The organism is Streptomyces sp. ICBB 8177 (genome assembly GCF_003144095.1).
Classification (GTDB): domain Bacteria; phylum Actinomycetota; class Actinomycetes; order Streptomycetales; family Streptomycetaceae; genus Streptantibioticus_D.
This window is the reverse complement of record NZ_NSKH01000002.1, coordinates 241953-259948: the sequence shown is the minus strand read 5'-3', so window position 1 is coordinate 259948 and position 17996 is coordinate 241953. Positions and strand designations below refer to the sequence as shown.

Sequence of the window (17996 nt, the reverse complement as noted above, 5' to 3'; positions counted from 1 at the left end):
GGAGACCGGGCGCCGACGACCCACGCCTCAGCCGACCGGCTGGCTCAGGGGCTGGTCCAGGCTCTCGCGCCAGGAGCGCACCGTCGCGGTGTCCACGGACGAGGACCAGCCGCCCGGGCCGCGTACCGCGCCGCCGACGTGGAAGGCGTCCGCGCCGGCCGCCCGCAGCGCCGGGAGGTGCTCCGCGCGCAGGCCGCCGCCGATCAGCAGGCGCGGGGCGAACCGCGGGTCGCCGGAGCCGCTGCGTGCCGCCTCGGCCAGCAGCGTGGGCAGGCCGTCGTCCACGCCGGCCGCGCTGCCCGCGGTCAGGTACGTGTCGAGCCCCGGCATGCCGGACAGCGCGCGGCGCACCGCGTCCCGGTCCGCCGCGTGGTCGATGGCGCGGTGGAAGGTCCAGCGGCAGCCCGCGATGGTCGCGGCGAGCGCCCGCACCGCGCCGAGGTCGACCGCCCCGGCCTCGTCGAGGAAGCCGAGCACGAACTCCTCGGCGCCCTCGGCCCTCAGGTCCCGCGCGAGACGGCACAGCGCGTCCACGTCGCCCGCGCGGAAACCGGCCGCGGTGCGCAGCATCACGCGGATCGGGATGCCGACGGCGGCCCTGACGGCGGCGAACGTCTCTCGGGTCGGGGTGAGGCCGTCCGCCGCCATGTCGCTGACCAGTTCGAGGCGATCCGCCCCTCCGGCCTGCGCGGCGACGGCGTCGGCGGCGTCCAGGGCGATCACTTCGAATATTGGTCTAGACATGTACGACAGAGTGCCACACCGCCCGCGCCGACTGCCAGACGGCCCCGCCCGGCTCCCCCACAATGGGCGTATGTCAGCCAACGGGCACCTGCCTGCGGCATCCGGCGCACCAAGCCGCCGCCACGCCGCGCACGACGACCTGCTCGACCGCTGGACGCGGGCGCTGCGCGGCGCCGGGGGCAGCGCCGACCCCGTCCCGTACGGCGAGAACCTGCTCGCCCGCTGGGGTGAACCGCACCGCAGGTACCACACCACCGACCACCTGCTCGCGGTGCTGGACCGCGTGGACGAACTGGCCGGACACGCGGCGCACCCGGACACCGTGCGGCTGGCCGCGTGGTTCCACGACGCCGTCTACCGTCCGGACCGCAGCGAGAACGAGGAGCGCAGCGCCCACCTCGCGGAACGCGCGCTGCCCGAGGCGGGCGCCGGCGCGGCGGTCACCGCCGAGGTGGCCCGGCTGGTGCGGCTGACGGCCGGCCACGACCCGGCGGACGACGACGCGGACGGCCAGGTGCTGTGCGACGCCGACCTGGCCGTGCTGGCCGGCTCCCCCGGCGCGTACGCCGCCTACGCCGCCGCGGTGCGCGAGGAGTACGGCTTCGTGCCCGACGCGGACTTCCGCGCGGGCCGGGCCGAGGTGCTGCGTCAACTCCTCGGCCTGCCGCGGCTGTTCCGCACCCCGTACGGCGTCGAGCACTGGGAGCGCGCGGCCCGGCACAACGTGGGCACCGAGCTGGAGCTGCTGACGGCGGGCTGAGCCCCGGGCCGTCAGCCTCAGGCATTCAGCAGCGCGCCGTCAGCCGCGCTTGCGGCGGCGCAGGCCCGCCCGGGTCAGGAGGGCGACCAGTTCGCGGCTGCGCGCCTCGACCGCGCCCAGCCGGACGGCGTCGGCGTACCGGGCGGCGGGCACGTCGTAGTGGTCGCGCTCGAACGCCCGCTCCGGCACCCCCAACCGCCGGGCGAACGCTTGCAGTTCGTCGTACGACTCGTCGCTGACCAGGTGCGACCACATCCGCCCGTGGCCGGGCCAGGTCGGCGGGTCGATGTAGACGGTCACGAGCGCAGGCTTCCGACGGCGGCCACCACCGTGCCGGAGCGGCCGCAGACCCAGTGCGGGTCGGGCCCGAGTTCCGGCTCGACGTCCAGCGCGTGCGGCTCGGCGCACGTCGGGCACAGCGGCCAGCGGCCCCGACGCTCCAGCAGCGCGTCCTGGACGTCCTGGGCGACCAGACCGGCGACGAAGCCGGCGCCCTGCGGCCACTGCTCGCACCACCACCTGCGGTGCGCCACCGCGTCCTCCACCAGCGACACGACGTCGGCGTCGGCCACCCCGGCGGCCTGGAGATCGGCGAGCACGAGAGCCCGGGCGGCGTGGAGGGCGGCTTCGAGGTCCATGGACCGATTGTCCCGTACGGGGGCTTGACCCGACCCACCGCTGAAAATACCTTTCAGGAATGAGGCCGACGACGAAGGAAACTTTCGGCAGCGCGGTGGGGCAGGCCCGTGCCGACTCCGCGGGACCGGCCGCCGCGCCCGGACCGGCCCCCGCGCCCGGCGCGGGCGGCACCGCGCTCGCCGCCAAGGTCCGCACCCTCGCGCCCTCGATGACCCGTTCCATGCAGCGGGTCGCCGAGACGGTCGCGGGCGACCCGGCCGCCTGCTCCCGACTCACCGTCACCGCGCTCGCCCAGCGCACCGGCACCAGCGAGGCCACCGTGGTGCGCACCGCCCGGCTGCTGGGCTACCCCGGCTACCGCGACCTGCGGCTGGCGCTGGCCGGCTTCGCCGCGCAGTTGGAGGCGGGCGCCCCGGCCTCGGTCACCGCCGACATCGCGGTGGACGATCCGCTCGCCGACGTGGTCGCCAAGCTCGCGCACGACGAACGCCAGACCCTGGCGGACACCGCCGCCGCCCTCGACCTGTCCCAACTGGAGCTCGCCGTGGGCGCGCTGGCCACCGCCCGCCGCGTCGACGTCTACGGTGTCGGCGCCTCCGCCCTGGTCGGCCAGGACCTCACCCAGAAGCTGCTGCGCATCGGCCTGGTCGCGCACGCCCACAGCGACCCGCACCTGGCGGTCACCAACGCCGTGCAGCTGCGCCAGGGCGACGTCGCGCTCGCCATCACCCACTCCGGCAACACGGTCGACGTCATAGAACCGCTGCGGGTCGCCTTCGACGCGGGCGCCACCACCATCGCGATCACCGGCCGCCCGGACGGCGCGGTCGCGCAGTACGCCGATCACGTGCTGACCACGTCCACCGCCCGCGAGAGCGAGCTGCGCCCGGCCGCGATGTCCAGCAGGACCGGTCAACTGCTCGTCGTGGACTGCCTGTTCGTCGGCGTCGCGCAGCGCACCTACGAGCGGGCGGCCCCGGCGCTGTCCGCGTCCTACGAAGCACTGGCCCACCGGCACACCGCCCGCACCACCCGGCTCTAGGCGTCCGGCGCCGGGTGTCCGCCGGCCGCCCGGCGGCGGACGCCTGGAGCGGCGGACACGTGAGGAACGAAGAGTCACCCATGCCCCACGACGAAGCGCCCCGCCAGGGGCCCCACCACGAAGGCCCCCGCGGCGAACGGCCCGCCCGCGCGGCCTCGCGCCCCGAAGCCGCCCACGGCCTGCGGCGCGAGCTGGACGTCCTGACGACCGAGGCCTACCGGCCCGAACTCGCCGGGATCGACCAGCTGCCGACGCCCGACCTCGCCCGGCTGATGAACGACGAGGACGCCGGCGTGCCCGCGGCCGTCGCCGCCCAACTGCCCCGCATCTGCGCCGCCATCGACGCCACCGCCGACCGGATGGCCAAGGGCGGCCGCCTGGTCTACGCGGGCGCGGGCACCGCGGGCCGCCTCGGCGTGCTGGACGCCAGCGAGTGCCCGCCGACCTTCAACACCGCGCCCGGCCAGGTCGTCGGCCTGATCGCGGGCGGCCCGAGGGCGATGACGGAGGCGGTCGAGGGCGCCGAGGACCGCGGCGAACTGGCCGCCGCCGACCTCGACGCGCTGGCGGTCGGCCCGGCCGACACCGTGGTGGGCGTCTCCGCGTCCGGCCGCACCCCGTACGCCGTCGCCGCCGTCGAACACGCCCGCGCGCAGGGCGCGTTGACCGTCGGCCTGTCCTGCAACGCGGACTCGCCGCTGGCCGCCGCGGCGGAGCACGGCATCGAGGTGGTGGTCGGCCCCGAACTGCTCACCGGCTCGACCCGGCTCAAGGCGGGCACCGCGCAGAAGCTGGTGCTCAACATGATCTCGACCATCACGATGATCCGGCTCGGCAAGACCTACGGGAACCTGATGGTCGACGTGCGTGCCTCCAACGACAAGCTGCGCGCCCGTTCGCACCGCATCGTCGCGCTGGCGACCGGCGCGGCGGACGAGGAGATCGCGGCGGCGCTGGCCGCGACCGGCGGCGAGACCAAGAACGCGATCCTGGTGCTGCTGGGAGGGGTGGACGCGGCCACGGCGGCGGCGCTGCTGGAGACGACGGGCGGCCGCCTGCGCCCGGCCCTGACCCGCAAGGCCGCCGGGGGCTGAACGCGGCGCTCGCGGGCGCGTGTGAGAGCCGACGACGTGCACGGGCGCACGGCCGCCGGGAGGCGGGCACACGCCGAAGGCTCCCGGGAACGCCCGAGGGCGGCACCCCTCGCGGGGTACCGCCCTCGGTCCGGTTCTCAGCCGTGCGTGGCCGGATTCCGATCCTCGCTCTCGCGGGGATCAGAAGTCCATGCCGCCGCCCATGCCACCGGTCGGGTCGCCCGCGGGGGCGGCCTTCTCCGGCTTGTCGGCGATGACGGCCTCGGTGGTGAGGAAGAGCGCCGCGATGGAGGCGGCGTTCTGCAGCGCGGACCGGGTGACCTTGGCCGGGTCGATGATGCCGGAGGCGACCAGGTCGACGTACTCGCCGGTCGCGGCGTTCAGACCGTGGCCGGTGGGGAGGTTGCGCACCTTCTCCACCACGACGCCGCCCTCGAGGCCGCCGTTGACGGCGATCTGCTTGAGCGGGGCCTCCAGGGCCAGCTTGACGATCGCGGCACCGGTGGCCTCGTCGCCGGTCAGGTCCGCCTCGAGCTTCTCGAAGACCGAGGAGGCCTGGATCAGGGCCACGCCACCGCCGGCGACGATGCCCTCCTCGACGGCCGCCTTCGCGTTGCGAACGGCGTCCTCGATGCGGTGCTTGCGCTCCTTGAGCTCCACCTCGGTGGCCGCGCCGGCCTTGATGACGGCCACGCCGCCGGCCAGCTTGGCGAGGCGCTCCTGGAGCTTCTCGCGGTCGTAGTCCGAGTCGGAGTTCTCGATCTCGGCGCGGATCTGGTTCACGCGGCCCGCGACCTGCTCGCTGTCACCGGCACCGTCGACGATGGTGGTCTCGTCCTTGGTGATGACGACCTTGCGGGCACGGCCCAGCAGGTCGAGACCGGCGTTCTCCAGCTTGAGGCCGACCTCCTCGGAGATGACCTGGCCGCCGGTGAGGATGGCGATGTCGCCCAGCATGGCCTTGCGGCGGTCGCCGAAGCCCGGGGCCTTGACGGCGACGGACTTGAAGGTGCCGCGGATCTTGTTGACGACCAGGGTCGACAGGGCCTCGCCCTCGACGTCCTCGGCGATGATCAGCAGCGGCTTGCCGGACTGCATGACCTTCTCCAGCAGCGGGAGCAGGTCCTTCACCGCGGAGATCTTGGAGTTGACGATCAGGATGTAGGGGTCGTCGAGCGACGCCTCCATCCGCTCCATGTCGGTCGCGAAGTACGCGGAGATGTAGCCCTTGTCGAAGCGCATGCCCTCGGTGAGCTCGAGCTCCAGACCGAAGGTCTGCGACTCCTCGACGGTGATGACGCCTTCCTTGCCGACCTTGTCCATGGCCTCGGCGATCAGCTCGCCGATCTGGGTGTCGGCGGCGGAGATGGAGGCGGTGGAGGCGATCTGCTCCTTGGTCTCCACGTCCTTGGCCTGCTCGAGCAGCTGGCCGGAGACGGCCTCGACGGCCTTCTCGATGCCGCGCTTGAGGGCCATCGGGTTGGCGCCCGCGGCGACGTTGCGCAGACCCTCGCGGACCAGCGCCTGGGCCAGGACGGTCGCGGTCGTCGTGCCGTCACCGGCGACGTCGTCCGTCTTCTTCGCGACCTCCTTGACCAGCTCGGCGCCGATCTTCTCGTACGGGTCTTCGAGCTCGATCTCCTTGGCGATGGACACACCATCGTTGGTGATCGTGGGGGCGCCCCACTTCTTCTCGAGGACGACGTTGCGGCCCTTGGGGCCGAGGGTCACCTTGACGGCGTCGGCGAGCTGGTTCATCCCGCGCTCGAGGCCGCGCCGCGCCTCCTCGTCGAACGCGATGATCTTGGCCATGTGAAGTGGTCCTCCCGGACGGGGTGGGCTCCGGACCGCGTGGCGCCCGCGACGGACGGCCACCCCGGCAGCGGTTCCTTCCCGCTCCCTGAGACGACCTCACCGACTCGGTCCTTCTGTCACTCTCAACGTCAGAGTGCTAAGCCAATGATTAGCACTCTCCCCCCGAGAGTGCAAGCGCCCGCGAAGCGGGCTCCCAATAGGGGTGGCGGTCGGGGACGGGTGGGCGCAAGCGCCCGCGAAGCGGGCTCCCAATAGGGGTGGCGGTGGGGGACGGGTGGGCGCAAGCGCCCCCGAAGCGGGCTCCGGTAGGGGTGGTGGGTGGGGCGACGGGCGGGCGCAAGCCCCCGCGAAGCGGGCTTCCGACACGGCAAGGCCCGCACCTGTGCGGGGTGCGGGCCTTGCGGGTGCGCGCTCGCGCGCGCGAGCTTCGCGGTCGTACGCGGTCGGGTCAGCCGGCGGCGGCGAGCCGGACCATGTCCGCCTGCGGCCCCTTCTGGCCCTGCGAGATCTCGAACTCGACCCGCTGACCTTCTTCGAGGGTGCGGTAGCCGTCCATCTGGATCGCGCTGTAGTGCACGAAGACGTCCGCACCACCGTCGACCGCGATGAAGCCGTAGCCCTTCTCCGCGTTGAACCACTTGACGGTGCCCTGAGCCATCCCTAACTCCCCTATTACTGGCCCTTGCACGGACCCGCACTCCGCGGACCCGGGTCAGACCTCACCCCCGTACAACTCGGTCAGGGGGCGTGCGCCGGAACGCGTCGACCGCGGCTGAATGTATCTGCACGACCGCCCTCTGCAACAGGTCAATCGGACGAGAATTCTGGGCACGGCCGATCGGTAATTTGCCGTTAAAGGACGGGAATTCAGGGCAACTCGGACCGGGCACAGCGGGACCAACGCGACAATTCACGCCCCGATTTCGCGCACAACTTGTCGCGTTCCTCGCGCGCCCACGGCACACGCGTCACAGCCGGACGTATGGCCGGACCTTGCCCTGGGCGGGAGTTGCGCCGAGCGTAGTGCGGGGGACGGAAAAAACCGGCCGATTGGCCGGAATTGAAGTTCGGGCAGTCCAGCGCCGCGGGTTCGCGACGCCGGCCACCACCGTCCCGATTACTGTACCGCGCCGGGAGACGTGCGTATGCCCCGTTCACCGCAATGGCAAACGGGGCATGCGCGGGAAATTGGAACGCGTTACGAGCCGTTCCGCGCCGGGCGCCGGTCAGCCGCCCGCGACCGCGGGAATGATCGAGACGCCGGCGCCGTCCGGGGTCGCCGTTCCGAGGCCGTCCTCGAAGCGCACGTCGTCGTCGTTGACGTAGACGTTGACGAAGCGGCGCAGCCTGCCCTGGTCGTCCAGGACGCGGGCGGCGATGCCCGGGTGGTTCTTCTCCAGCGACTCGATGACCTCGGACAGCGTGCCGCCCTCGGCCGGCACCTCGGCCTGCCCGCCGGTGTAGGTGCGAAGGATCGTCGGAATGCGGACGTTGACGCTCATGCGAGGCCAGCCTCTCGGAACGAGTCAAGGGACGGACGGATGACGGCGGTCGGGCCGGTGGTGGGGGCGACCGCGTCCAGGGTCTTGAGGCCGTCGCCGGTGTTGATGGCCACGGTCTCCTCGGAGGGGTCGAGCAGGCCGGTCTCGATCAGCTTCTTCAGCACGCCGATGGTGACCCCGCCGGCGGTCTCGGCGAAGATCCCCTCGGTGCGGGCCAGCAGCTTGATGCCCGCGACGACCTGCTCGTCGTTGACGTCCTCCACCGCCCCGCCGGTGCGCCGGGCGATGTCCAGCACGTAGGGGCCGTCCGCCGGGTTGCCGATCGCCAGCGACTTGGCGATGGTGTCCGGCTTGACCGGCCGCACCACGTCGTGGCCGGCCTTGAACGCGGCGGAGACCGGCGAGCAGCCCTCGGCCTGCGCGCCGTAGATCCTGTACGGCTTCTCCTCGACCAGGCCCAGCTTGATCAGCTCCTGGAGCCCCTTGTCGATCTTGGTGAGCTGGGAGCCGGAGGCGATCGGGACGATGATGTTGTCGGGCAGGCGCCAGCCGAGCTGCTCGCAGATCTCGTACGCGAGCGTCTTGGAGCCCTCGCCGTAGTACGGGCGCAGGTTGACGTTGGTGAAGCCCCAGCCCTCGCCGATCGGGTCGCCGATCAGCTCGCTGCAGAAGCGGTTGACGTCGTCGTAGGTGCCCTCGATGCCGACCAGGTCGCCGCCGTAGACCGCGGCCATGACGACCTTGCCGGCCTCCAGGTCGTGCGGGATGAAGACGCAGGAGCGGAAGCCCGCGCGCACCGCCGCGGCGCCGACCGCGCCGGCGAGGTTGCCGGTGGAGGAGCAGGAGAGCGTGGTCAGGCCGAAGTTGCGAGCGGCCTCGACGGCGATGGCGACCACGCGGTCCTTGAAGGAGTGCGTGGGGTTGCCGGAGTCGTCCTTGACGAACAGCCCGCCGGTGACGCCGAGTTCGGCGGCGAGGCGGTCGGCCTTGACCAGCTTGGTGAAGCCGGGGTTGAGGTTGGGCTTGTCGGTGACGTCGGCCGGGACCGGGAGCAGCGGCGCGTACCGCCAGATGTTGTCCGGGCCCGCCTCGATGCGCTTGCGCAGGCCCTCCGGGTCGCCGGTGGGGAACTCGTAGGCGACCTCCAGCGGGCCGAAACACGAGGCGCAGGCGAAGACCGGGCCGAGCGGGGTGCGCTCCCCGCACTCGCGGCACGAGAGCGCGACGGCGGGCCCGAAGTCCGGGGCGGCGGGGGGTGCGGGGGTGGCGGTGTCGGCGGTCTGCACGGCCATGATGGCGAGGCCCTTTCTCCTCATCTTCCTCGCGGCGTACCTCGTCGCGAGACGGAATTGGCACCTTCCCCACCGTGACCTCGCGGTCGGCGGGAGGGTTGCCGGGGCTTCAACGGGCCGTTCCCTCTGCCCCTCTGGATGAGCGGTATGGCACCGGGCGCGGGCCCGGGCGTTTGTGGTCACGCGCGGACCCGGCATGCGGGCGTCATACGCGTTGTTCAAGACTGTAACCGAAGCATCGGACACTTGAGATAGTCGTCCGAACCGCGAGACGCATCACAGGCACCCAGGGTTTCGCCCGGTCACAGCGAGGAGACGCGTACGTGCTGGAAGAGGTGGAGCGCTGGCTGCGGACGCGGTCGTGGTCCGCGGCGGACCGGCCGCTCGACCGGCTGCTGGACGCCAAGCGCGCGGCCGGGCCGGACGGCACGGTGAGCGTGGTGCTTCCGGCGCTCGACGAGGAGGCCACGGTCGGCGCGATCGTCGGCGAGATCCGCCGGGAGCTGATGGACGGGCCGGTGCCGCTGGTGGACGAGCTGGTGGTGATGGACTCCGGCTCCACCGACCGCACCGCCGAGGTGGCCGAGCGGGCCGGGGCGCGGGTGGTGCACCGCGACGAGGTGCTGCCGCGCATCCCCGCGGTGCCGGGCAAGGGCGAGGTGCTGTGGCGGTCGCTGCTGGCGACCTCCGGCGAGATCGTCTGCTTCGTCGACGCCGACCTGCGGGACTTCGACGCCTCCTTCGTGCACGGCATCGTCGGCCCGCTGCTGACCGATCCGGGGGTGCGGCTGGTCAAGGCGATGTACGACCGGCCGCTGGAGACCGGCGGCGGGGTGGTCCCGGCGGGCGGCGGCCGGGTCACCGAGCTGGTCGCCCGCCCGCTGCTGAACCTGCACTGGCCGAAGCTGGCCGGCTTCGTGCAGCCGCTGGGCGGCGAGTACGCGGCCCGCCGCTCGCTGCTGGAGCGGCTGCCGTTCCCGGTCGGCTACGGGGTGGAGCTGGGCATGCTGGTGGACGCGCTGGCCGAGGTCGGGCTGGACGCGCTGGCGCAGGTGGACGTGGGCGTGCGGCACCACCGCCACCAGGACGGCCAGGCGCTGGGCCGGATGGCGGCGACCATCTACCGCACGGCGCAGGTGCGGCTGGCGCGGGCACAGTTGACGCGGCCGGTGCTCACCCAGTTCGACCGCGCCCCGGACGGCGTCTTCACCCCGCGCGTGCACGACGTCGCGGCGGAGGAGCGCCCGCCGATGATCACGATCCCGGAGTACGCGCGCTCGCGGGCGGCGTGAGCGGGCGGTCCGGCCGGGGCGTGAGCGGGCGGCGTGATCCGGACACCGGACGGCGACGACGCGGCGGGCGCGGCCCGGACCCGTTTGCGGCACGAGGCGCGCGGCTAGGCTTGGACACATGGTCGAACCGCGCACCGCTGGTCACACCGCCCGCATCCTGGTCGCGTCCAACCGCGGACCGGTCTCCTACTCCCGCGCCGACGACGGCACGCTGACCGCGAAACGCGGCGGCGGCGGCCTGGTGTCGGGGCTCAGCGCGATCGGCCCGGACGCCGGTGCCGTGTGGGTCTGCTCGGCGCTGTCCGACGACGACCGCGCGGCGGCCCGCGCGGCGGACGGACACCTCGACCCGGCCGACACCGGTGATCAGCGCGTGCGCATGCTGGACATCGACGCGGCGACGTTCACCGACGCGTACAACGGCATCGCCAACTCCGTGCTGTGGTTCATCCACCACCTCCTCTACCAGACCCCGCTGGAGCCGTCCTTCGGCCCCGACTTCCGCACCCAGTGGTCGAGTTACGTCCGCTACAACACCGCCTTCGCGGACGCGCTGGCCAGGGACGCCGAGCGGGGTGCGGCCGTCCTGGTACAGGACTACCACCTGACACTGACACCGGGACTGCTGCGCGAGCGCCGCCCCGACCTGCGCATCGGCCACTTCTCGCACACCCCCTGGGCGCCGCCGGACTACTTCCGCCTGCTGCCCGACGACGTCGCCGCCGACGTGCTGCGCGGCATCCTCGGCGGCGACCGCGCCGCGTTCCTGACCCACCGCTGGGCGCGGGCCTTCGCGGACTGCGCGGCGGACGTGCTGGGCGCCGAGGTCCGCGACGTCGCCGGGACGAACGGCGAGCTGGCGGTCACCCACGAGGGCCGCACCACCCGGATCGGGGTACACGGGCTCGGTGCCGACCCGGACTTCCTGCGCGAGCGCGCCCACCGCGAGGACGTCGACGCGTGGCTGCCGAGGCTGCGCGAGCAGATCGGCGAGGGGCGCAGGACGATCGTGCGGGTGGACCGCACCGAGCTGTCGAAGAACATCGTGCGCGGGCTCCAGGCGTACGACCGCCTGCTGGCGGAGCACCCCGAGTGGCGCGAGCGCGTGGTGCACGTCGCGTTCGCCTACCCCTCCCGCTACGACCTGGCCGTCTACCGCGACTACACCGCGAAGGTCCAGCAGGTCGCCGAGGAGATCAACTCCCGCTGGGGGACGGACGGCTGGCAGCCGGTGCTGCTGCGGGTGGACGACGACTTCGCGCGTTCGCTGGCCGCCTACCGGCTGGCCGACGTCGCCCTGGTCAACCCCATCCGCGACGGCATGAACCTGGTCGCCAAGGAGGTTCCGGTCGTCTCGGACGCCGGGTGCGCGCTGGTGCTCTCGCGTGAGGCGGGCGCGTACGCGGAGCTGGGCCAGGACGCGTTCGTGGTCAACCCCTACGACGTCGAGGCGACCGCCGCGGCGCTGCACGAGGCGCTGAGCCTGCCGGCGGCGGAGCGGGCCGACCGCTCCAAGCGGCTGGCCGCGGCGGCCACGGCCCTGCCGCCGCAGCGGTGGTTCCTGGACCAGCTGGACGCGCTCGGCGGGTGACCGCTCCCCGGCCAGGGCACGCGGTCGGCTACAGCGCGTCCGCCAGCGCGGTCAGCAGGGCCACCACGCCCTCGGGCCCGTCCACCTCGACGTCCGCGCGGGCGGCCAGCGCCTCGACCTCCGCGTTGCCGCTGCACACCTTCAGACCCGGCACGCCCTCGCCCCGCAGCCGTTCCACCGCGTCGAAAGCGGCCAGGTCGCCGAGGTCGTCGCCCGCGTAGAGGATCGACCCCGCGCCGACCTCGCGGGCGTAGGCCTGGAGGGCGGCGCCCTTGTCGACGCCGGGCGGGCGCAGTTCCAGCACCATGCGGCCCGGTTCGACGATCAGGCCGTGCCGCTCGGCCAGCTCGGCCAGGGGGCCGCGCAGCGCGTCGAAGGCGGCCTGCGGGTCGCTGGTGCGGCGGGTGTGGACGGCGACCGCGCGGCCGCCCTTGTCCTCGATCCACGTACCGCTCCAGGACCCGTTGCGGTCCAGGACACCGGGGAGTTCGGCGCGCACGGCGGTGACGCCGGGGTGGTCGCCGGGGCTGCGCACCTCGCCGGTGACCGCGTCCCAGCGCTCCGCGCCGTAGTGGCCGAGCACGACGAGGCGGTCCAGGCCGGCCACCCCCGCGAAGCCGCCGTAGCGCACCGCGACGCCCGCGGGCCGGCCGGTGATCACGGCCACCGAGCCCAGCTGCGGTGCGAGCCTGGCCAGCGCGGGAACCGCGCCGGGGTGGGCGCGGGCCTGGTCGGGGTCGGCGACGATCGGGGCCAGCGTGCCGTCGAAGTCCAGGGCGACGACCGCCCGCTTCGGTTCGGCCAGCAACGCGTCGAGCCCCGCGCGGCCCTCCGGGGTGCCCGGTTGTGGAAGGGGTTGGCTGCCCATGCGACGACCCTACCGGGGAACGCGCCGCCACCGGAGGGCGCACGGACGCACGCGCCGCGGTACGCCGTCCCCGCGGGAGGCGGCGCGGCCCGCGCTACCCCTGCTGCGCTCGGCGCGCCCGCCGGATCCGCAGCAGGCGGTTGACCAGCGCGGGGGCGTGCCGCTGGGCGCGGGGGTCGTCCAGGAGGGCGTTGAGCCGCTGGTAGTAGCGCGTCGGGGAGATCTCCAGGCGCTCGCGGATCGCGCGCTCCTTGGCCCCCTGGCTGCGCCACTGGCGGCCTTCGAGGTCCAGCAGCGCCGCGTCCTGGGGCGGCAGGCCCGCGTCGCCGGCGACGGCCGCTGCTTCCTCGGCCGCGGCGGCGACTGCCTCCGGCTCGGCGGCTTCCGGTTCGGCGGCCTCCGCCTCGGCGGCTTCCGGCTCGTCCCCGGGGGGCGGGGTGCCGGGCTCAGCGTTGTCCACGCCTCGACGCTACTTCGCCGCGGCGCTGCTGTCGTCGGCCTCCGCGGTGCGCTGGAGGCTGCTCAGCACGCCTGCCGGGTCCTGGGTGACGGCCTTGCCGATGACCTGCTTGAGCGCCGCGTTGACCGGGCCCCAGGAGGTCTTGTCGTCCGGGTAGAACTGCGCGTTGGGCAGCTCGTCGAGGAACGGCCAGATCTTCTTCTGCGAGGGGTCGGTCCGCATCGCGCTGGAGGCGGAGACGGTGACCGGCTGGAGTTCGTACTCCTTGAGGAAGGTCAGCGTGTTCTGCGCGCTGTACATGAACTCCAGGAACTTGCCCGCGGCGGAGGCGTTCCCGTTCCGCTTGAAGGCCATCACCCAGTCGGCGACGCCGAGGGTGGAGGTGAGCGGGCCGTTCTTGCCGGGGATCTTGGCTATGCCGTAGTCGATGCGGCCCTTGTCGGCCTGCTGGATCAGGGTGGGGTGCCCGTTGAGGAAGCCGCACTCGCCGCGGCTGAACGCGTCGAAGACGTCCTGGCGGTTGGTCTTGGCCGGGTTGGTGCCGGTCAGCTGGGTGTCGACCAGGTTGGTCTTGATCCACTGGAACGTCTCGATGTTCTGCGGCGAGTCGATGGTGTAGCTGCCGACGTCGTCGGTGTAGCCGCCGCCGTTGCCCAGCATCCAGATCATCGTCTCGGCGGCCGGCTCCTCGGGACCGAAGGGCAGCCCGAACGGCACCTTGACGCCCGCCGACTTCAGCTTGGTGGCGGCGGCCTTCAGCTCGTCCCAGGTCTTCGGCGGCGCCGGCTGGCCCTGGGCGTCGACGACACCGGCCTGCTTGAAGAGCGTCTTGTTGTAGAAGAGCATGCGCGCGCTGGAGACGAACGGCATGCCGTACTGGGTGTGGTTGACGCTGCCCGCGTCGGCCATCGAGCTGATGAAGTCCGCCTCGACGGACACCGACAGCAACTGGTCGGCGCTGTAGAGGGCGCCCCGCGCCGCGTAGTCGGCGTACGCGCCGCACTGCGCGATGTCGGGCGCCTTGCCCGCGGCGACCAGCTGGGCGACCTTCTTGTCGACCTCGGTCCAGTCGTAGACCTGGATGTCGATGCTGATGCCGCCGTACTTCTTCTGGAAGGCACTGGCGACGTCGTTCCAGTAGGTCTGCGAGTCGTTGGCCGACGAGTCGCCGTAGTTCGCCGCGATCATGGTGAGCTTGGTGCCGCCCACCCCCTCACCGCTGCACGCCGTGAGCGACATGGCCGCCGGGACCGACACCGCCGCCAGTCCCAGAAAACGCCGCCGATCCACTTGTCCTACCGCCTTCTCGCCGACCCGTTGAGCCTCTCGGAACGGCACAGTCTGCTAGCAACCGCCCCCTAAGGTCTACACCACTCTCCGTATCGACTCGACAACGGGTTCCCCTTCGGTACAACTGCGCGACACGCAGCTCCCCCATTCCCGACATACGCGGCGCCCTTCCGGGTCCGGCGGGCCGCGGCGCGGGCCGGTGACGGTTCGTGACGTACCGCCGTCGCGTGGTCGGCCGCGGGGCTACGGCGGCGACGCTCCCGCCGGCCGGTGGACTAGACCTCTTGGCCGGTGCCGGGTCAGACTGGACCCCGTGAGACACGTCATCGCCCTCGATGTGGGCGGCACCGGCATGAAAGGCGCGCTCATCGCGCCCAGCGGCGACCGGCTCTACGAGACGCGCCGCCCGACCGAGCGGGCCCGCGGGCCCGAGGCGGTCGTCGCGTCCGTGCTGGACTTCGCCGACGAGCTGCGCGGGCACGGCATCGCCGAGTTCGGGGAGCCCGCGGCGGCGGCCGGGGTGGCGGTGCCCGGTGTGGTGGACGACGCGGCCGGCATCGCCGTCTACTCCTCGAACATCGGCTGGCGTGACGTGCCGATGCGGGCCCTGCTCACCGACCGGCTGCACGGCGTGCCGGTCGCCCTCGGCCACGACCTGCGCTGCGGCGGCCTCGCCGAGGGCAGGCTGGGCGCCGGACGGGGCCGCGACCGCTTCCTCTTCCTCGCCCTCGGCACCGGCATCGCCGCCGCCATCGGCATCGACGGCCGTATCGAGGCCGGGGCCAACGGCTACGCGGGCGAGATCGGCCACATCGTGGTGCGCCCCGGCGGCCGGCTGTGCCCCTGCGGGCAGACCGGCTGCCTGGAGACCGAGGCGTCGGCGTCCTCGGTGGCCCGCGCCTGGGCCGAGGCGGGCGGCGGGCAGGGCGCCACGGCGGCGGAGTGCGCCACCGCCGTGGAGAAGGGCGACCCGCGCGCCCTGGCGGTGTGGCGGGACGCGGTCGCCGCGCTGGCGGACGGCCTGGTCACCGGGCTCACCCTGCTCGACCCCGGCACGCTGATCGTCGGCGGCGGACTGGCCGAGGCCGGCGAGACCCTCTTCGCGCCGCTGCGCGCCGCCGTCGAGCGGCGCATCACCTTCCAGAAGCTCCCCCTGATCGTTCCGGCGGCGCTCGGCGACGCCGCGGGCTGCCTGGGCGCGGGACTGCTCGCCTGGGACCGACTCTCCGTGGAGGTATCCGCCTGATGGCCGCACACACCAACCCCCGCCGCGCCGTGCTGACCGGGGCGCGCGTGGTCCTGCCGGCGGGCGTCGTGCGGGACGACCTGACGATCGAGGGCGACCGGATCGCCGCCGCCCCCGGAGCGAAGGCCGCCGCCTCCCCCGGCGGTCGGGCCGGGGCCGAGGTGGTCGACCTCACCGGCCACTGGGTGGTCCCGGGCTTCGTCGACATGCACGTGCACGGCGGCGGGGGCGCCTCGTTCTCCGCCGGGACGGTGGAGGAGGCGATGACGGCCATCGCCACGCACCGCGCGCACGGCACCACCACGATGCTCGCCTCGACGGTCACCGGTGACCTGGACGAGCTGGCCCGGCAGGCCGCGGTGCTCTCGGAGCTGGTCGAGCAGGGCGACCTGGCGGGCGTGCACTTCGAGGGCCCGTTCATCTCCCCGCACCGCTGCGGTGCCCACCAGCCGACGCTGCTGCGCGACCCCGACCCGGCCGACGTGCGCAAGCTGGTGGACGCCGCGCGCGGCACCGCGCGGATGATGACGCTGGCGCCCGAACTGCCGGGCGGTCTGGAGTCGGTGCGGCTGCTGGCCGAGCAGGGCGTGATCGCGGCGGTCGGCCACACCGACGGCGACTACGCGGCCACCCTCGCGGCGGTCGACGCGGGCGCCACGGTCGCCACCCACCTGTTCAACGCGATGCCGCCGCTGGGGCACCGCGACCCGGGTCCGGTGGCGGCGCTGCTGGAGGACGAGCGGGTCACCGTCGAGCTGATCAACGACGGCACCCACCTGCACCCGTCGGTGCTGGAGCTGGCCCACCGCGCCGCGGGCGCCGGGCGGGTCGCGTTCATCACCGACGCCATGGGAGCGGCCGGGATGAGCGACGGGCGCTACCCGCTCGGGCCGATGGAGGTCGAGGTGCGCGACGGCGTGGCGCGGCTGGTCGAGGGCGGCTCCATCGCGGGCTCCACGCTGACCCTGGACACCGCGTTCCGGCGGGCCGTGACCGTGGACCGGCTGCCGGTGGAGCAGGTCGTGGCCGCGATCTCCGCCAACCCGGCGCGGCTGCTGGGCCGGTACGACCGGATCGGCTCGCTGGAAGCCGGCAAGGACGCGGACCTGGTCGTGCTGGACGAGGACTTCCGGTTGGCCGGTGTCATGCGCAAGGGTGAGTGGCTCACCCACCCGATCGCGTCGTAGCACCGGCCGGGGCCACTCAGGCAGGCAGGACGACAATCAGGTACGGCGGTCGGCCCGGCTCTGGGCCGGCCGCCGTTGTTTTGGCATGATCGCTCGCGCGACGCGACGACGCGGAACGCCAACCACACAGGAGGGGTGCCTCGCGGTGATTGTCACGGTCACGCTCAACGCCGCTCTCGACGTGACGTACCACGTGCCCCGGCTGACGCCGCACGCCACGCACCGGGTCTCCGACGTCACCGCGCGACCCGGCGGCAAGGGTCTGAACGTCTCCCGCGTGCTGGCCGCGCTCGGCCACGAGACGGTCGCGACCGGTCTGGCCGGCGGCCGGACCGGCGACGCGCTGCGCGAGGGGATGGCCGCGGTCGCGCCGGGGGTGACCGACGCGCTGATGACGGTGCGCGGCGAGACCCGGCGCACGGTCGCGGTGGTGGACGCGGCGAGCGGCGACACCACGATGTTCAACGAGCCCGGCCCGCTCGTCGGTGCCGAGGAGTGGGCGGCCTTCGTGCGCCGCTACACCGAACTGCTGGACGGGGCGCGGGCGGTGGCGCTGTGCGGCAGCCTGCCGCCGGGCCTGCCGGTCGGCGCCTACGCGGAACTGGTCCGCGCGGCCCGCACCGCCGGGGTGTACGTGCTGCTGGACACCAGTGGTGAGGCGCTGCGCCGCGGCATCGCGGCCCGCCCCGACGCCATCAAGCCCAACGCGGACGAACTCGCCCAGCTCACCGGCCTGACCGAGCCGTCGCGCGCCTCCGGCGAGGCCCGCAGGCGCGGGGCCCGCGCGGTCGTCGCCTCCGCCGGGCCCGCCGGGCTGCTGGCGGTGGCCGAGGAGGGGGTGTGGCAGGCGCCGGTGCCCGAGCGGCTGGAGGGCAACCCGACGGGCGCGGGCGACTCGGCGGTCGCGGGGCTGCTGTCGGGGCTGGCGGAGGGCCTGCCGTGGCCGGACCGGCTGGCCCGCGCGGTGGCGTTGTCGGCGGCCACCGTACTGGCCCCGGCGGCGGGCGAGTTCGACCGCGAGGCGTACGAACGCCTGCTGCCCGTGGTCCGGGTCGATTCGCCGAGCCGAATCGCCGATTAGGCGCGCTCTCCGGTCATCCTTGCTGCTCATGTCCGCCTGCTCGCGCGACGTCATGCCCAGGGAATGGCCGGTTCCACACGTCCGGAACCTATG

The 17996-nt window shown here is 73.6% G+C and carries 18 protein-coding genes and 1 riboswitch; of the genes, 8 read left to right on the top strand and 10 right to left on the bottom strand.

The window, feature by feature from the left end; translation table 11 throughout:
• Positions 1-27 precede the first annotated feature (27 nt).
• On the bottom strand, positions 28-744 hold the full coding sequence (locus tag CK485_RS01560; protein ID WP_109446004.1) for a copper homeostasis protein CutC: 717 nt from the start codon (positions 742-744) through the stop codon (positions 28-30).
• Between the two features lie 70 nt (positions 745-814).
• Between CK485_RS01560 and CK485_RS01555 the strand changes: the two genes are divergently transcribed.
• Positions 815-1504, top strand: coding sequence for a hypothetical protein (locus CK485_RS01555; RefSeq protein ID WP_241968055.1), 690 nt, complete (start codon positions 815-817; stop codon positions 1502-1504).
• Positions 1505-1543: 39 nt separating this feature from the next.
• Here CK485_RS01555 and CK485_RS01550 read toward each other — a convergent pair whose 3' ends face one another.
• Positions 1544-1804: a DUF4031 domain-containing protein gene (locus tag CK485_RS01550; RefSeq protein ID WP_109446002.1), complete on the bottom strand. Its 261-nt coding sequence runs from the start codon at positions 1802-1804 to the stop codon at positions 1544-1546.
• Positions 1801-2142, bottom strand: coding sequence for a hypothetical protein (locus tag CK485_RS01545; RefSeq protein ID WP_109446000.1), 342 nt, complete (start codon positions 2140-2142; stop codon positions 1801-1803). The genes CK485_RS01550 and CK485_RS01545 overlap by 4 nt, the downstream gene beginning before the upstream one ends.
• A 59-nt stretch (positions 2143-2201) precedes the next feature.
• Between CK485_RS01545 and CK485_RS01540 the strand changes: the two genes are divergently transcribed.
• Positions 2202-3185, top strand: a complete 984-nt coding sequence (locus tag CK485_RS01540; RefSeq protein WP_109445998.1) for a MurR/RpiR family transcriptional regulator — start codon at positions 2202-2204, stop codon at positions 3183-3185.
• Between the two features lie 80 nt (positions 3186-3265).
• Positions 3266-4279, top strand: coding sequence for an N-acetylmuramic acid 6-phosphate etherase (gene murQ / locus CK485_RS01535; protein WP_109445996.1), 1014 nt, complete (start codon positions 3266-3268; stop codon positions 4277-4279).
• A gap of 180 nt (positions 4280-4459) precedes the next feature.
• Here murQ and groL read toward each other — a convergent pair whose 3' ends face one another.
• The 4 genes from groL to thrC form a co-directional block, all read right to left on the bottom strand.
• Positions 4460-6091, bottom strand: coding sequence for a chaperonin GroEL (gene groL, locus CK485_RS01530; protein WP_109445994.1), 1632 nt, complete (start codon positions 6089-6091; stop codon positions 4460-4462).
• A 451-nt stretch (positions 6092-6542) separates the two neighbouring features.
• Positions 6543-6752, bottom strand: coding sequence for a cold-shock protein (locus CK485_RS01525; protein WP_109445992.1), 210 nt, complete (start codon positions 6750-6752; stop codon positions 6543-6545).
• Between the two features lie 568 nt (positions 6753-7320).
• Complete coding sequence (locus CK485_RS01520) at positions 7321-7596, bottom strand: MoaD/ThiS family protein (RefSeq protein ID WP_109445990.1); 276 nt, start codon at positions 7594-7596, stop codon at positions 7321-7323.
• Entirely contained in the window at positions 7593-8888 is a 1296-nt protein-coding gene (gene thrC, locus CK485_RS01515; protein WP_109445988.1) for a threonine synthase, read from the bottom strand. Before thrC ends, CK485_RS01520 begins: the two co-directional genes overlap by 4 nt.
• Positions 8889-8905: 17 nt before the next feature.
• Positions 8906-9033, bottom strand: a riboswitch (SAM riboswitch).
• Between the two features lie 178 nt (positions 9034-9211).
• Between thrC and CK485_RS01510 the strand changes: the two genes are divergently transcribed.
• Both CK485_RS01510 and CK485_RS01505 read left to right on the top strand, forming a co-directional pair.
• Complete coding sequence (locus tag CK485_RS01510; protein ID WP_109445986.1) at positions 9212-10180, top strand: glucosyl-3-phosphoglycerate synthase; 969 nt, start codon at positions 9212-9214, stop codon at positions 10178-10180.
• Between the two features lie 118 nt (positions 10181-10298).
• Complete coding sequence (locus tag CK485_RS01505; RefSeq protein ID WP_109445984.1) at positions 10299-11771, top strand: trehalose-6-phosphate synthase; 1473 nt, start codon at positions 10299-10301, stop codon at positions 11769-11771.
• A gap of 28 nt (positions 11772-11799) precedes the next feature.
• On the opposite strand, the gene otsB is transcribed toward CK485_RS01505, so the two are convergent.
• From otsB to CK485_RS01490, 3 genes are all read right to left on the bottom strand, one after another.
• Positions 11800-12639, bottom strand: a complete 840-nt coding sequence (gene otsB, locus CK485_RS01500; protein ID WP_109445982.1) for a trehalose-phosphatase — start codon at positions 12637-12639, stop codon at positions 11800-11802.
• Between the two features lie 94 nt (positions 12640-12733).
• Positions 12734-13099: a DUF3263 domain-containing protein gene (locus CK485_RS01495; protein WP_109445980.1), complete on the bottom strand. Its 366-nt coding sequence runs from the start codon at positions 13097-13099 to the stop codon at positions 12734-12736.
• Between the two features lie 9 nt (positions 13100-13108).
• Positions 13109-14356, bottom strand: a complete 1248-nt coding sequence (locus tag CK485_RS01490) for a sugar ABC transporter substrate-binding protein (RefSeq protein WP_342673446.1) — start codon at positions 14354-14356, stop codon at positions 13109-13111.
• Between the two features lie 346 nt (positions 14357-14702).
• On the opposite strand from CK485_RS01490, the gene CK485_RS01485 reads away from it, so the two are divergent.
• The 3 genes from CK485_RS01485 (at position 14703) to CK485_RS01475 (ending at position 17903) form a co-directional block, all read left to right on the top strand.
• Positions 14703-15635: an ROK family protein gene (locus CK485_RS01485; protein WP_109445976.1), complete on the top strand. Its 933-nt coding sequence runs from the start codon at positions 14703-14705 to the stop codon at positions 15633-15635.
• Complete coding sequence (gene nagA, locus CK485_RS01480) at positions 15635-16822, top strand: N-acetylglucosamine-6-phosphate deacetylase (protein ID WP_109445974.1); 1188 nt, start codon at positions 15635-15637, stop codon at positions 16820-16822. Before CK485_RS01485 ends, nagA begins: the two co-directional genes overlap by 1 nt.
• Before the next feature lie 145 nt (positions 16823-16967).
• A complete protein-coding gene (locus tag CK485_RS01475) occupies positions 16968-17903 on the top strand; it encodes a 1-phosphofructokinase family hexose kinase (RefSeq protein ID WP_109445972.1) in 936 nt (311 codons plus the stop codon).
• Positions 17904-17996 lie beyond the last annotated feature (93 nt).